Below are 14,251 nucleotides of genomic sequence, written 5' to 3' on the forward strand. Positions count from 1 at the left end.
CCTCTAGAGCGGCAGGGCCAGATAGAACTGGGTGCCCTGCCCCGGCCTTGAGTAGACGCCCATGCGTCCGCCGTGGAGCTGGACGATTTCCTTGCACAGGGCCAGTCCGAGCCCGGCACCGCCTTTCTTGCGTCCGACCTGAACGAAGGGTTCGAAGATTCGACCCTGCTGACCGTAAGCGATGCCCTCGCCATTGTCCTCGACACTGACAATCACCCGTTCGCCATGGCGTCGCGCCTGCAGGCGGATCTGGCCGCCACTGGCGGTATGGCGCAGGGCGTTGTCGATCAGATTGTCCAGGACCCGTTCCAGTTGCGGTCGGTCGGCGTGCAGGCGCGGCAGTGGCGCCTGGATCTCCAGCAGCAGGCTGATGTCCTGCCGCTGCGCCTGTTCGTTGAAGCGGCCCTGGGCCTGCTCCAGCAACTCTTCCAGGGGGCAGGGCGCGAGGGTGAGCTTCTGCAGGCCATTCTGATAACGGGAAAAATTCAACAGGTCGTTGATCAGCTGCATCAGCCGCTGCATTTCTTCGTTGACCGTATTGAGCAGGTCGGTTTCCCGGGACTCTTCGGCGAAGTGCAGGCGTTCCTGGAGCAGGCCGAAGGCCATGTGCATGCCGGTAACAGGTGTTCGCAGCTCGTGGGAGGCGCGCAATACGAACTCGCTGCGCACCCGCTCGAATGCCCGCTGCTCGGTGACGTCATGCAGCACCATCACCGCGCCGAGAATATGGCCCTGGGTGTGGCTCACCGGGGTCAGGCTATAGGTCAGCAGGCGCGATTCGCCGTCGACCTCGATATTCAGGTCTTCCGGGGCTCGTTCCAGGGTGCCGCCACGCAGAACCAGCTGCAGCTGTTCATCCAGCTCCGGGCGTTGCAGAGCGCTGCCCAGGCCCTGGCCGAGGCGCTCTTGATCCCAGCCCAACTGCCGCTGGGCCACGGGGTTTAGGTGTTCCAGGCGGCCTTGGCGGTCGATCATCAACAAGCCGTCGTCGATGCTGTCGAGCACCGCCTGCAAGCGCTGCTGGCCGGCCAGCAGTTCGTCGACATTGGTCGCCTGATGCTGGCGCAGGGCTTCGGCCATGATGCCGAAGCGTCGGGTCAGCAGGTTCATTTCCGCTGCTGCCGAGATCGGCAGGGTGACGTCGAAATTGCCTTGGCCGATCTTGTCCGCGGCCTTGGCCAGGGCTTCGATCGGTCCGCCAAAGCGCCGGGCAATGGCATGGGCGGTGATGAAGCCGATGATCAGCACCGCCAGGCCGACCAGGCCCAGCAAGCCGGCCACCAGCAAGGCGCGGTCCCGGGCCTGGCGCTCGACCTGGCTGATGTTGTCCAGGGCGCGCTTGTGTTCATTGATCAGGCCGTTGCGCAAGGTATTGAAACGCTCGGTCAGCGCCTCGTTGTTATTCAGGCTGGCGGCGGTGTTGCTGTGCTCGAAGGCCTGGTAGAAGCTCAGGTAATCGCTGCGGGCCTGCTTGAAACCGCCCACGGACGGGTTCTGCTGTTCGTGGACGATGCCCTCGTCGAGCAGGTCCAGATAGCGCTGCCGCGAGGCTTCCAGGGCCGCGGGGTCGGGCTTGTTGCTGAGCATGATGATCAACTGATCACCCAGGGTCTGGCGCAGCTTTAGCCCCAGGTCCAGGGTGATGAAATTGTTGCGGATCAGCGATTCCTGGGTACTGGCCATCTGCATCACGCTGACCAGCCCGAGCACCAGCCCCAGTAGGGCCACGGTGATCAGGGCCGAGATGCTCAGAAACAGCCGGGTCCGCAGTTTCATCGCTAACTTCATAGGGTGATGCTCACAGGTTGTACTGTTTGCGCTTGCGGTACAGGGTCGAAGCGTCGATACCCAGGGTCTTGGCTGCTTGGTCCAGGGTATCGCTGGTGGCCAGGACGGCGCCGATATGGGCTTTTTCCAGCTCATCCAGGCTCAGCGCGGCACCGATTCGCGGGGCATTGTTGGTGGGCTGCTCGGTCATGCCCAGATGACTGATTTCCACCCGTTCCTGGGGACAGATGATGCTCGCCCGCTCCACCACGTTGCGCAGCTCGCGGATGTTGCCCGGCCAGCGGTAGTTGAGCAGTGCTTCCCGGGCGTCGTCGCTGAAGCCTCGGGCCGGCCGCGAATACTCTTTGACGAAGCGTGCGAGAAAGCGGTCGGCCAGGGTCAGGATGTCTTCGCTGCGTTCGCGCAAGGGCGGCAGGTGCAGGGTAATCACGTTCAAGCGGTACAGCAGGTCTTCACGGAAGCGCCCGTCGCGCACCATGTCCTCGAGATTGAGGTTGGTGGCGGCGAGGATGCGGACATCGGCACGGCGAGTCACCGGGTCGCCGACGCGCTCGTATTCCTTGTCCTGGATAAAGCGCAGCAGCTTGGGCTGCAGGGTCAAGGGGAAGTCGCCGATTTCATCGAGGAACAGGGTGCCGCCATCAGCCTGGTTGACCCGGCCCAGGGTGCTTTCGCTGGCCCCGGTAAAAGCACCGCGGCTGTGGCCGAAGAGCTCGCTTTCCATCAGTTCGGCGGTCAGCGATGGGCAGTTGATGGTCACGCAGGACTTTTTCGCCCGTTTGCTCCAGCCGTGGATGGCCCGGGCCAGTTCGCCCTTGCCGGTACCCGACTCGCCGAGGATCAGAATATTGGCATCGGTGCTGGCCACCTGGCGGGCGGTTTCCAATACCACTTTCATCGCCGGACTGTGGGAGTCCAGGCCGTCCTTGGGTTTGCGCACTTCACCTTCCAGGGCTTCCAGGCGCGCCGAGAGCTGGCGCACTTCCAGTTGCTTGGCGGTGGCCAGGCGCAGTTGGTCGGGGCTGCAGGGCTTGACCAGGTAATCGGCGGCACCGGCCTGGATCGCGTCCACCGCCGTGTCCACGGCGGAGTGGGCCGTGACGATCACCACCCGCATCCAGGGCGCCTGGGTACGCATCTGGGCCAGCACATCAAGGCCGTTGTCTTCCCCCAGGCGCAGGTCGAGGAAACACAGGTCGAACACCTGGCGTTGCAACAGGGCATCGGCCTGTGCCGCGCTGTTGGCGGTGGCTACGGTGTAGCCCTCGTCTTCCAGGCAATAACGGAAGGTGCGAAGGATGGCGGATTCGTCATCCACCAGAAGGATGCGGCCTTGATTCTCCGGCGCTGACTCCATTTCCCAGGCTCCTTTAATGAATGATCTTATTTAGTCCCGGATAAATCGGGCAAGTTGCAAGGTTGATTCTGATCCATTCCACGGCTTGAAGGTTAGATATCTCCGCCGGAAATGGCTAACAGACTGAAATCCCAAATGTTTTGCCAAGGCTAGTCCTTGAATGGGTCTGTATCAGGCTGTCCGTCACTGGGCAAAGTTCCCCCTCCGATCAAAAAGCCATGGACGCTGGCCGGTCCGATCGTGCATTTCGCACGGTTGACTGGGGGGCATCGTGCAGGATGCGTATGGGTCAGTGTTTTTGTGTTGTTTTAACTCATTGATTTTATTGAGTTTATAGTCTGTTTAAAAGCTGGCATGCAGACTGCAATAACCCTCTCGTCGTGAAGCGCAACTCAGGGCTTCCATAACAACATCACCACAGTGTGGGAGGAGTTTCAGGATGAATCGCCAAGGTCTTGCCCAATTGCGTATCGCGCCACTGCATCTCCAGCAAGGCCTGTTCGCCAGCCTGGCGTTACTGGTCACCCTGATCGCCGGGCAGCAGTTGCAGCGTTGGGAGGATAGCCAGGTGCCCGCCCCGCGCGTACCGGCTCATCACTTCACCCAGACCCATTTCAGTTCGGTGAGCAGTCAGCTCAACGATGCAACACCAGTGCAACTGATGGCCGTCGATCAGGCACAGCCGGCGCTTGAAGCGCCGCGTCAGGAACGCTGGGTGTTCTAGGCACCAAGGCCTGGCCCGCATTCGGCGGCGCACGGCCGGCTTCATAGGCAGCACCACTAATAGAAGAGTAAGGAGAATCATCATGCTGAGCTGGGCAATCACATTCCTGATCATTGCCATTGTCGCTGCGGTCCTGGGCTTCGGTGGTATCGCGGGCACCGCCACGGGTATCGCCAAGATTCTCTTTGTCGTGTTCCTGGTGATGTTCATTGCTTCGTTCTTCTTTGGCCGTCGTGGCCGAGGCTGACCATGAGTCTTTCGTTGAAGACATTGGCTGCCACGCTGCTGCTGGGCGTCAGCGCCCTGGCGTCGGCGGCCAATGATGGCCAGGCACGTGCCAACCAACTGCTGAGTTCGGACCCGCAGTTTCGTGAAACCTGGCAGGGGGTTGTGCACAAGGAAGAGCGCTTGCCCGAATGGGTGATGAACCTGTCGGGCGATGCTCAGCAACAGATGAATGCAGTGACTGAAGACGGCGATCAGTACCTGGTGGGACCACTTTGCGAGACTGCGCAGAGTTGCCAGAACCAGCGCCTGATCCTGGCCTTCAGCTTCGACAAGAAGCATGCCTACGCGATGCTGGTGGAGGTGCCTGTGGGCTTGCCTGCGGACAAGTCACCGACCCGTCACGCGAACTACCGCTTCCTCGGCAAACCCGATGAAGGGATGCAGGCGTTGCTTCAGGAGCAGTTGCGCAAAGATCCGAACTGGTACTGAGTTCGAGGTGCCGATACTGCATAACGGATAGAAGAAAGGGCCGCCCTGGCGCTTTCGACTGTTGCACCACCTGAGGAGGGTGAGTGCATGACCATGGGGTCGGGACGTTCTGATCCACTGATGATCGGAGTGACCTAGGGGTACAGGGAGTGCCTCCGCAAGGGCCGGGTCAGGAAAGAGCTGCGGCGTAAGCTCCCAGGTCGAGCATCGACTTGACGAGCTTGCGGCGTGCTTGAAGAGCAAAGTCTTGTCCTAGAGCCATCCGTCCGTCATTTTCGTGACTCCCCCAGGAAAAAATCTTCCTTTGACTCCGGTCAAACGTTTCCTAGTGTTTCTCTGCGACCGTATATCGAGAAACTTTGCGCCACTTGCGCAACCTTTCCGGGCGCCCGAATCAGAGCAATCCTAAACTTTTTTAGACTTTTTCCTGACCCTTCCGACAAGCCTGCACACCGCCTGAAATGGCCGTTTCACGGCATTTTTGCCTGCCGAAATGTCGTATTCGAACCGGTTGGGACGCTCGTTTTGTTTGTAAAAACTCATGCCGATTCGGCATAGGGTAGGCGTTTACGGCATTAGACGCGCCTCCCTTGCATCGGAATAGTTGCGCCTTTTTTCGCCCGCAGAGAGCCGTAAATGCTCGTTCGGGATGACCTTATACGGGGGCCGATGCACAAACTTTTCCGCCATTGAGCGTTCCAGTTCGCGCATCAGCCCGAGTCCAACTGAAGTAAGGGTAATGATATGAAGAAGGCAAAATTAAGCCTCGCCTGGCAGATCCTCATCGGTCTGGTCCTGGGGATTGCGATTGGCGCGCTGCTCAATCATTTCAGTGCTGAAAAGGCCTGGTGGATCAGCAACGTTCTGCAACCTGCAGGCGATATCTTTATCCGCTTGATCAAGATGATCGTGATCCCGATCGTCATCTCCTCGCTGATCGTCGGCATTGCCGGTGTCGGCGACGCCAAGAAACTTGGCCGTATTGGTCTGAAGACCATCATCTACTTCGAAATCGTCACCACCATCGCCATCGTCGTGGGCCTGCTGCTGGCCAACCTGTTCCATCCGGGTGCGGGCATCGACATGAGCACCCTGGGGACCGTGGACATTTCCAAGTACCAGGCCACCGCCGCCGAAGTGCAGCATGAACACGCGTTCATCGAGACCATTCTCAACCTGATCCCATCGAACATCTTCGCGGCCATGGCCCGTGGCGAGATGCTGCCGATCATCTTCTTCTCGGTGCTGTTCGGCCTGGGCTTGTCGAGCCTGCAGTCGGATCTGCGCGAGCCGCTGGTGAAGATGTTCCAGGGCGTCTCGGAAAGCATGTTCAAAGTCACCCACATGATCATGAACTACGCGCCGATTGGTGTGTTTGCCTTGATCTCGGTGACCGTCGCCAACTTCGGTTTCGCCTCCTTGCTGCCGTTGGCCAAGCTGGTGATCCTGGTGTACGTAGCCATCGCCTTCTTCGCCTTCGTGATCCTCGGCCTGATCGCCCGCCTGTTCGGCTTCTCGGTGATCAAGCTGATGCGCATCTTCAAGGATGAGCTGGTGCTCGCCTACTCCACCGCCAGCTCGGAAACCGTGCTGCCGCGGGTGATCGAGAAGATGGAAGCCTACGGTGCGCCGAAAGCCATCTGCAGCTTCGTGGTGCCCACTGGCTACTCCTTCAACCTTGACGGCTCGACCCTGTACCAGAGCATCGCGGCGATCTTCATCGCCCAGCTGTACGGCATCGACCTGTCCATCAGTCAGCAACTGCTGCTGGTGCTGACCCTGATGGTCACCTCCAAAGGCATCGCCGGAGTTCCGGGCGTGTCCTTCGTGGTCCTGCTGGCGACCCTGGGCAGCGTGGGCATTCCCCTGGAAGGCCTGGCCTTCATCGCCGGTGTCGACCGTGTGATGGACATGGCGCGTACCGCCCTGAACGTCATCGGCAACGCCCTGGCAGTCCTGGTCATCTCCCGTTGGGAAGGCATGTACGACGATGCCAAGGGCCAGCGCTACTGGAATTCCCTGCCGCACTGGCGCAGCAAAGAGAAGCTGCCGGCTGGCGAAGCTACCAAAGGCTAAGCGCCTACTGCGTAGGAGCTGGCTTGCCAGCGAAGAGACCCTCAAGTCCTCTACACGGCTCAGACGCGCCTTCGGCGGCCAGCCGGCTCCTACAGATGACAGACCCCGGTTAATCCGGGGTTTGTCGTTTCTGCCCGCCCCGCTATCATTCGCCGCATCTTCCGAGGGATATGACCGATGCTCAATGGCCTGTGGCTTGGCTTCTTTATCGTAGCGACCGTGTCCGCCCTGGCGCAGTGGCTGGTGGGCGGCAACGCCGGGATCTTCGCCGCCATGGTGGAAAGCATCTTCGCCATGGCCAAGCTGTCGGTGGAGGTGATGGTGCTGTTGTTCGGCACCCTGACCCTGTGGCTGGGCTTTCTGCGGATCGCCGAAAAGGCCGGCATCGTCGATTGGCTGGCCAAGGTCCTGGGGCCGCTGTTCAAGCGCCTGATGCCGGAAGTGCCGCCAGGGCACCCGGCCTTGGGGCTGATCACCCTGAACTTCGCCGCCAACGGCCTGGGCCTGGACAACGCCGCCACGCCGATCGGCCTCAAGGCCATGCGCGCCCTGCAGGAACTCAACCCCAGCGCCACCACCGCCAGCAACGCGCAGATCCTGTTCCTGGTGCTCAACGCTTCGTCCCTGACTCTGCTGCCGGTGACTATCTTCATGTACCGCGCCCAGCAAGGCGCGGCGGACCCGACCCTGGTGTTCCTGCCGATCCTCCTGGCGACCAGTGCCTCGACGCTGGTGGGCTTGCTGTCGGTGGCGGTGATGCAGCGCCTGCGTCTCTGGGACCCGGTAGTGCTGGCCTATCTGATTCCCGGGGCCCTGGCGCTGGGCGCCTTCATGGCACTGCTGGCGACCCTGTCGGCCACGGCCCTGGCGTCGCTGTCATCGATCCTCGGCAACCTCACCCTGTTCGGTCTGATCATGCTGTTCCTGGTGATCGGTGCGCTGCGCAAGGTCAAGGTCTACGAGGCCTTTGTCGAAGGGGCCAAGGAGGGCTTTGACGTCGCCAAGAACCTCTTGCCGTATCTGGTGGCCATGCTCTGCGCGATTGGTGTGTTGCGGGCTTCCGGGGCCCTGGATTTTGGCCTCGACGGGATTCGTCATCTGGTGGCCTGGGCCGGCTGGGATACGCGCTTTGTCGACGCCCTGCCCACCGCCATGGTCAAGCCGTTCTCCGGCAGTGCGGCCCGGGCGATGCTGATCGAGACCATGAAGACCCAAGGCGTGGACAGCTTCCCGGCCCTGGCGGCGGCGACCATCCAGGGCAGCACCGAGACCACCTTCTATGTGTTGGCGGTCTACTTCGGTGCGGTGGGTATCCAGCGGGTGCGGCACGCTGTGGGCTGTGCCTTGCTGGCGGAATTCGCCGGGGTGGTGGCGGCGATTGCGGTTTGCTACTGGTTCTTTGGTTGAGTTGACCGAGCCTTCGCCGGCAAGCCGGCTCCTACAGACGTTGTAGGAGCCGGCTTGCCGGCAAAAGGGCCCTCAATGTTTCAGCGCCAGGTTGCCCTGCCCCACTGCCCAATCCACCACCTGCCGGGTCAGCGCATCGCTGGCCTGGCCAAATCCTGTCACCACCGCCGGCACCTGGGTTTGCGCCAATGGCTGGCGCACTTCAAAGCGTCGGCTGGCGAGGATCTTCTGGTCATAGCCGCGAATCAGTCGCGCATCCAGGCGAATCACCACCTGGGCGTCAGAGCCCTGATACTCGGTCTGAAAGGCCTGCAGGTCACCGCCCAGGGCGAGGTCGCTCTGCAGGTTGCTGTCGTCGGTGCTCAATAGCTGCACCCGGCCATCGCGCTGGAAGCCGTCCAGCAGGCGGTTGCGCAGCAGGATCGGTGCCGGGTCGCTCCAGCGCGAAGCTTTGTAGCTGCTGATCAGGTTGCCCTGGGGAATCACCGCGATTCGCGCGCTGTTCAGGGCATCGCCGGCCTGGGGCTTGAGCAACTGCAGCGACCACGACAGCGCCTGGCCCGTGGCGGGGGGCGTGCTCTGGCTCACCGGCAGCCGATAGATATCCAATGGTTCGCCCTTGGGCAGGATCGAACAGGCACTGGTCAGGGCCAGGGCGGTCCCCAGGGCCAGTGGCGCCAGCAGATGACAGACACGCTTCATGGCGTGAACTCCTTGTTCTTCTCGTTACCCAGCAAGTAACCGCCAGGGTTGGCTTCGAGGCGACGGGTGATGGCTCGCAGCGAGCTCAGGGTCTCGCGCAGCTCGCGCACCGCCGGCGCCAGGCCGTTGAGCCCTTGCATGCCATTGTTCAGCGAGTCCTGGTTGTCGCTCAGCAGTTTGTTCAGGGTGGCGCTGCTCTGTTCCAGGTTGCGCATGGCGTGCTCGGCGCTGCCGAACATCTGCTTACCCTGGTCGTTGAGTACGCCGTTGGCATTGCGCATCAGCGCGGTGGTCTGTTCCAGCATGGCGCTGGTCTGCTTGCTGATAGAACCCAGTTGCTGCATCAGTTGGCGCAGATCGTCACGTTGTCCGGCGATGCTGGCCGAGGTCTTCTGCAGGTTATCCAGAGTGCTGCTGACCCGCTCCACGTTGTCCGGGGAAAACATGCGGTTGGTGTTGTGCAGCAGCAGGTTGACTCCGGTCATCAGGTCATTGCTGTTGTTCAGCAGGCGGGCAATGGGCGATGGCGAGGCGACTATGGTCGGCAGTTGGCCGTCCTTGCCCTTGAGCACCGGGCTTTGCGGTGTACCGCCGCTGAGCTGGATGATCGAGGTGCCGGTGATGCCGGTCAGGGCCAGCTTGGCCTGGGTGTCCTCCTTGATCGGGGTTTCACTGCCCAGGCGGATCTGCGCCAGTACCCGGCGCGGGTCCTTGGGGTCCAGGCGCAGATTGACTACGTCGCCGACCTTGATCCCGCTGTACTGCACGGCACTGCCCTTGGACAGGCCGCTGACCGCTTCATTGAACACGATCTGATAGTCCTGGAAGGCGCTGTCGACGCTGGACTTGGCCAGCCACAGGCCGAACAGCAAGGCGCCGGCCACCACGATCACGGTGAACAGGCCGATCAGTACATGATGGGCTCGGGTTTCCATGTCATCCCTCGTTGGTCTGTGTAGCGGCCTGATAGGCCGCGCGGCCGCGTGGGCCATGGAAGTATTGGTGAATCCATTCGTCCGGGGTTTGCGCGACGATGTCGATGGCGTCCGCCACCAGCACCTTTTTCTGCGCCAGTACCGCCACCCGGTCGGTGATGGTGTAGAGGGTGTCGAGATCGTGGGTGACCAGGAACACGCTCAAGCCCAGGGCATCGCGCAGGGTCAGGATCAGTTGGTCGAAGGCTGCAGCCCCCACCGGGTCGAGGCCGGCGGTGGGTTCGTCGAGAAACAGGATGTCCGGGTCCAGGGCCAGGGCGCGGGCCAGGGCCGCACGCTTGATCATGCCGCCGGAGAGCGAGGACGGGTACTTGTCCGCTGCCGACAGGGGCAATCCGGCCAGGGCCAGTTTCACCGCCGCCAGGTGTTCGGCGTCGCTGCGGGACAGGCCCGCATGCTCGATCAGCGGCAGGGCGACGTTTTCGGTCACCGTCAGCGAGGTGAACAGCGCGCCCTTCTGGAACAGCACGCCAAAGCGCCGTTCAATCAGTGAGCGTTGCTGCTCCGGCAGGCTTGGCAGGTCCTGGCCGAAAACCCGCACCGAGCCTTCGCTGGGCTGACGCAGGCCGACGATGCTGCGCAGCAACACCGACTTGCCGCTACCGGAGCCGCCGACCACGCCGAGGATCTCGCCCTTGTACACGTCCAGGTCGAGGTTTTCGTGCACGCTCTGCTTGCCGAAGCGGTTGCACAGGCCACGGACTTCGATCACCGCCTCGGCAGGCGGGCGCGTCGGGCGGCTCACCAGCCCATCTCCATGAAGAACAGCGCGGCCACGGCGTCGATGACGATCACCACGAAGATCGACTGCACCACGCTGGACGTGGTGTGGGCGCCCACCGACTCGGCACTGCCGCTGACCTTGAAACCCTCCAGGCAGCCGATGGCGGCGATCAGGAAAGCGAAGATCGGCGCTTTGACCAGGCCCAGCAGAAAGTGCTTAACGCCGATGTCCGAATGCAGCAGCGAAAGGAACATCGCCGGGGAAATATCCAGGGACAGGGCACAGACCACGGCGCCGCCGATGATCCCGGAGAGCATCGCCAGAAAGGTCAGCATCGGCAGCGCCACCAGCAAGGCCAGCACCCGGGGCAGCACCAGCAACTCCATCGGGTCCAGGCCCAGGGTGCGAATGGCGTCGATCTCTTCGTTGGCCTTCATCGAGCCGATCTGCGCGGTGAAGGCGCTGGCGGTGCGCCCGGCCATGAGGATCGCGGTCAGCAGCACGCCAAATTCCCGCAGGAAGGAAAACGCCACCAGGTCGACGGTAAAGATGCTGGCCCCGAAGTTGGCCAGTACCGTGGCCCCGAGAAAGGCCACCACCGCCCCCACCAGGAAGGTCAGCAGGGCAACGATGGGCGCGGCATCTAGGCCGGTCTGCTCGATATGCGCCACCACCGGGGTGATGCGCCAGCGCTTGGGGTGCAGCAGGCCCCGGGCCAGGGTTTCGAGGATCAGGCCGATAAAGCCGAGGACTTTCAGACTGTCTTGCCAGACGGTGTAGACCGCACTGCCAATGCGTGAGAGCAGTTGCACGCTGACGGAAATCTCCGGTTCCTTGACCGGTACACAGAAATCGTTGAGCGAGCTGTAGACCGTATGCAGCAACGCGCGGTCGGCGGCGGACAGGGTGCAATCAGGGTGTTCGGCGGATCGCCCCAGGCGTTCGGCTCCCAGTAGTTCTACCAGCAGCGAGGCGCCGGCGGTGTCCAGGGCTCCCAGGCCGTTGAGGTCGATGTGGGTGCTGCTGTCATAGCGGCCGCTGAGGGTTTGGCTGAGACGCTTGAGCTCGCTGTAGTGCGCCAGCGTCCAGTCCCCGGAGATGCGCAGTTGCGCCGGGGAGAGGGCAAGGTCCAGTTGAGCGGTGCCGGGCGTCACGCTGGTAGTCATAAGCTCCGAGCTTGTGTGGCGATTACGCAGTGCTACGTAATAGCACGATCCCGACTACTTTGCCTCGCCGCTCTTGGCGGCGTCTTGATCTGGATCGGTGATCTCGAAGCGCAACACGCCAATTACCTGGCCGTCCTCGGTGATCACCCGCACTTGCCATTTTCCCGCTGGGTTGCCGGGAAAATTCTGCTTGTGCGACCAGGCGCGGTAACCCTCCTTGCGTCCGCCATGAATATCCAGGGCGATGCGGTCCACTTCGCTGCCGTTGAACTGCCAGACGTGATAGATGCGCTCGTCCAGGCCCCGGGGTGCATTGATCGCGGTGTAGGCGTACAAACCGTTGCTGCGTACCTGGCTGGCGCTCACCTGCTCCAGGCTGTCCCCGGGCGTGCGGTCCTGGAGTTGGGTGCTGATGGCGTCCTCGGTCAACCACAGAGTGGCCGGCGGCACCCAGGAGCGCAGCAGCCAGCCGGTGCTGCCAATGGCCAGGGTGATGCACAGCACCGCCAGTGCGCTGCGCACGCTGCGGATCGGCAGGATCGACGCCAGGCTCGGGAAGGACAGGAGCATGGCGATGCCCAGGGCCAGCTTGAAGCTCTGGGCCGTGGTCAGGTGCAGGATCAGCGGCAGGGCCGTGAGCAAGGCGGCGAACAGGGTCAGGGTGTGCAGGGCGAGGAACAGCCAGCGCCGCGGCGCCAGCCACTTGTAGTACAGCGGGTCGGTGATGGAAATCAGCGCCGCCGCTCCCAGCAGCCCGGTGAACACCAGTTGGCCGCTGTTCCAGCTGGTGGTGATGAAGAAGAACGGCAGGACGAAGAACAGACTTTCCTGGTGGATCATTTGCGTCGCGTAGCGCAGCAGCGGTTGCGGGATCTCGCGCTTGAAGACCTTGGTGAACAGTTGGGTCAGGCTGTTTTCCAGCATCAGCCAGACCCAGCTCACCAGCAGGATCACGGCGATCCACGAGGCCAGGCTCTGTTGCCGATCCACCAGGATGAAGCTGCCGACTCCAGAGATGAAACCGCCGAGCGCAATGACCCCCGGGTAGCGCTTCATCAGTTCCAGAATGCGCTGAATATAGTGGGTCAGGTTAGGCATCGGGTGGGGTCACAGTCTTGGCAGGAAAAAACCGCGACAGGATACCTGTTGGCCGCTGCCTGTGGCGAGGGAGCACGCTCCCTCGCCACACCGGCTAGAGGTTACGCCGGCGGTGCAGCAGGTAGCCGCCCAGGCTGCCGAGGACGATCAGGGCCAGCAGGCCGCCGGTCAGCCAGAGCAGTTGCTCGTCCCCCAGCAGCGGTTTTTCGATTCGCACGTAGCCCGGCTGCTGCAGCAATTGCCCCAGGGCCAGGTTGGCCTGCTTCAGGCTCACCGCCCGCAGACGCTTGGCCGGGTCGCTGAAACGGCCGTTGTCGAAGTCCCCGAGGGCGCTCCAGTAGTAGTCCGCCAGGGCGCTGTTGCCCTGAACTGCCCAGGCCTGGCGATCGATGGCGGCCTGCTTCAGGCGCTCGAAAGTCGCGGGGTCGAGGCCGTCCTTGAGCAGCTTCGCCTTGAGCTGCTCGACCACCTGTCGGGCCTGGGGCAGGTCATCGCGTTCGAGGTCGGCATTGAGGCTGAGAAAACCGACGCCGCCAAACACCTCACGGTCGCTCCAGGGACCGTAGGACAGCTCATGCTCCAGGCGTAACTGACGGTACAACGCCCAGTCCAGATAGTCCTTGAGCAGGTCGAAGGTCTCGTCGTGCTGCTGTTCCAGCAGGGGTTCGGGGAACAGCCAGTGCAATTGTGCGCTCTGCCCTACCCAGCCATGGATCAAGTCGCGCTCGGCGGCGGCCGTACCCTGGATCTGCGGCAGTTCGCGGTGCTCGCTGGGTTCTACCGGCTCGAGGGCGCCGTAGGTGCGCTCCAGATAAGCCGGCAACAGGCGATCCAGTTCGCCGACGACGATCAGGGTCATGTTGTTGGGGGCGTACCAGTCTTTGCGCACTTGCTCCAGCTGGGCCAGGGTCAGGTGCTCGACTTCGGCGCGCTCGGCGCATTTGAGCCCCAGTTCCACCGCCAACTGGTTGCCGGCCTTGTGGCCCAGGTCCTGGCGGTCGAGCCAGCGCTGCAGGTGCGAGTAATGACCGCCGTCTTCGCGCTCCACCACCTGTTTGGCGGCGGCCACGGCGTTGTCGTCAAGGCGGGTGCGGGTGAGCAATGACAGCAGCAGGTCGAGGACTTTGCGCTGGTTTTTCGCCGGGGCTTCGATGACGAAGGTGGTGTCGGCATTGCTGGTATAGGCGTTCCATTCGCCGCCCAAGGCTTGCATGCGCTCTTCCAGGCCGCCTTCGCCGTCGGCGTCGATGCCGCTGAACAGCAAGTGTTCAAGCAGGTGCGGCAGTTCCTTGTCGGCACAGGCGAAATCGTCCAGGCCGACGCCCACCACCAGGCGGATCGCCACGTGGCCGCGTTCGCTGCCGGGCTTGAGCAGCAGCTGCAGGCCGTTGGGCAGGGTGTAGCCTTCGACCTGGAAGCGATCCAGGGCCCATCCTTGTGCACTGCCCAGCAACAGGCAGGCGAATAACAGACAACGCATAACAAGCTTCCTTACGG

General features: G+C 62.5%; 13 protein-coding genes. 5 read left to right on the top strand and 8 right to left on the bottom strand.

All coding sequences use genetic code 11. The annotated features are described in order from the left end of the window. Positions 1-3: 3 nt before the first annotated feature. Together P7C00_RS00935 and algB are read right to left on the bottom strand one after the other, a co-directional pair. Positions 4-1,788, bottom strand: coding sequence for a KinB sensor domain-containing domain (locus P7C00_RS00935; protein WP_346634645.1), 1,785 nt, complete (start codon positions 1,786-1,788; stop codon positions 4-6). A 10-nt stretch (positions 1,789-1,798) separates the two neighbouring features. Then, positions 1,799-3,145, bottom strand: a complete 1,347-nt coding sequence (algB, locus tag P7C00_RS00940) for a sigma-54-dependent response regulator transcription factor AlgB (RefSeq protein WP_346634644.1) — start codon at positions 3,143-3,145, stop codon at positions 1,799-1,801. A gap of 439 nt (positions 3,146-3,584) precedes the next feature. On the opposite strand from algB, the gene P7C00_RS00945 reads away from it, so the two are divergent. The 5 genes from P7C00_RS00945 to P7C00_RS00965 all read left to right on the top strand — a co-directional run bounded on the left by P7C00_RS00945 (position 3,585) and on the right by P7C00_RS00965 (position 8,069). Beyond that, positions 3,585-3,869, top strand: a complete 285-nt coding sequence (locus P7C00_RS00945) for a hypothetical protein (protein WP_346634643.1) — start codon at positions 3,585-3,587, stop codon at positions 3,867-3,869. An 82-nt stretch (positions 3,870-3,951) separates the two neighbouring features. Further along, positions 3,952-4,116, top strand: coding sequence for a DUF1328 domain-containing protein (locus P7C00_RS00950; protein WP_003170804.1), 165 nt, complete (start codon positions 3,952-3,954; stop codon positions 4,114-4,116). 2 nt (positions 4,117-4,118) lie between these two features. Next, a complete protein-coding gene (locus P7C00_RS00955; protein ID WP_404937995.1) occupies positions 4,119-4,586 on the top strand; it encodes an inhibitor of vertebrate lysozyme family protein in 468 nt (155 codons plus the stop codon). Positions 4,587-5,330: 744 nt separating this feature from the next. Then, positions 5,331-6,662 (top strand): glutamate/aspartate:proton symporter GltP, encoded by a 1,332-nt coding sequence (gltP, locus tag P7C00_RS00960; RefSeq protein WP_404937996.1) that lies wholly within the window; start codon positions 5,331-5,333, stop codon positions 6,660-6,662. A gap of 177 nt (positions 6,663-6,839) precedes the next feature. Then, positions 6,840-8,069 carry a nucleoside recognition domain-containing protein gene (locus P7C00_RS00965; RefSeq protein WP_123723788.1) on the top strand — a complete coding sequence of 410 codons (1,230 nt, stop codon included), beginning with the start codon at positions 6,840-6,842 and terminating at the stop codon, positions 8,067-8,069. Between the two features lie 72 nt (positions 8,070-8,141). Here the strand turns inward: P7C00_RS00965 and P7C00_RS00970 are convergent, their stop codons facing one another. The 6 genes from P7C00_RS00970 to P7C00_RS00995 form a co-directional block, all read right to left on the bottom strand. Continuing rightward, entirely contained in the window at positions 8,142-8,771 is a 630-nt protein-coding gene (locus P7C00_RS00970) for an ABC-type transport auxiliary lipoprotein family protein (RefSeq protein WP_346634640.1), read from the bottom strand. Beyond that, positions 8,768-9,706 (bottom strand): MlaD family protein, encoded by a 939-nt coding sequence (locus tag P7C00_RS00975; protein WP_346634639.1) that lies wholly within the window; start codon positions 9,704-9,706, stop codon positions 8,768-8,770. Before P7C00_RS00975 ends, P7C00_RS00970 begins: the two co-directional genes overlap by 4 nt. A gap of 1 nt (position 9,707) precedes the next feature. After that, positions 9,708-10,511, bottom strand: a complete 804-nt coding sequence (locus tag P7C00_RS00980) for an ATP-binding cassette domain-containing protein (protein WP_346634638.1) — start codon at positions 10,509-10,511, stop codon at positions 9,708-9,710. After that, the gene (locus P7C00_RS00985) at positions 10,508-11,656 is read right to left on the bottom strand and encodes an ABC transporter permease (protein WP_346634637.1); all 1,149 of its coding nucleotides are present in this window, start codon (positions 11,654-11,656) and stop codon (positions 10,508-10,510) included. The genes P7C00_RS00980 and P7C00_RS00985 overlap by 4 nt, the downstream gene beginning before the upstream one ends. Before the next feature lie 54 nt (positions 11,657-11,710). After that, entirely contained in the window at positions 11,711-12,754 is a 1,044-nt protein-coding gene (locus P7C00_RS00990; RefSeq protein ID WP_346634636.1) for a DUF5924 family protein, read from the bottom strand. A gap of 94 nt (positions 12,755-12,848) precedes the next feature. Then, on the bottom strand, positions 12,849-14,234 hold the full coding sequence (locus tag P7C00_RS00995; protein ID WP_404937997.1) for a M16 family metallopeptidase: 1,386 nt from the start codon (positions 14,232-14,234) through the stop codon (positions 12,849-12,851). Positions 14,235-14,251 lie beyond the last annotated feature (17 nt).

It is taken from the genome of Pseudomonas sp. JDS08PS003 (genome assembly GCF_045013505.1).
In the GTDB taxonomy this organism is placed as follows: Bacteria; Pseudomonadota; Gammaproteobacteria; order Pseudomonadales; family Pseudomonadaceae; genus Aquipseudomonas; species Aquipseudomonas protegens_B.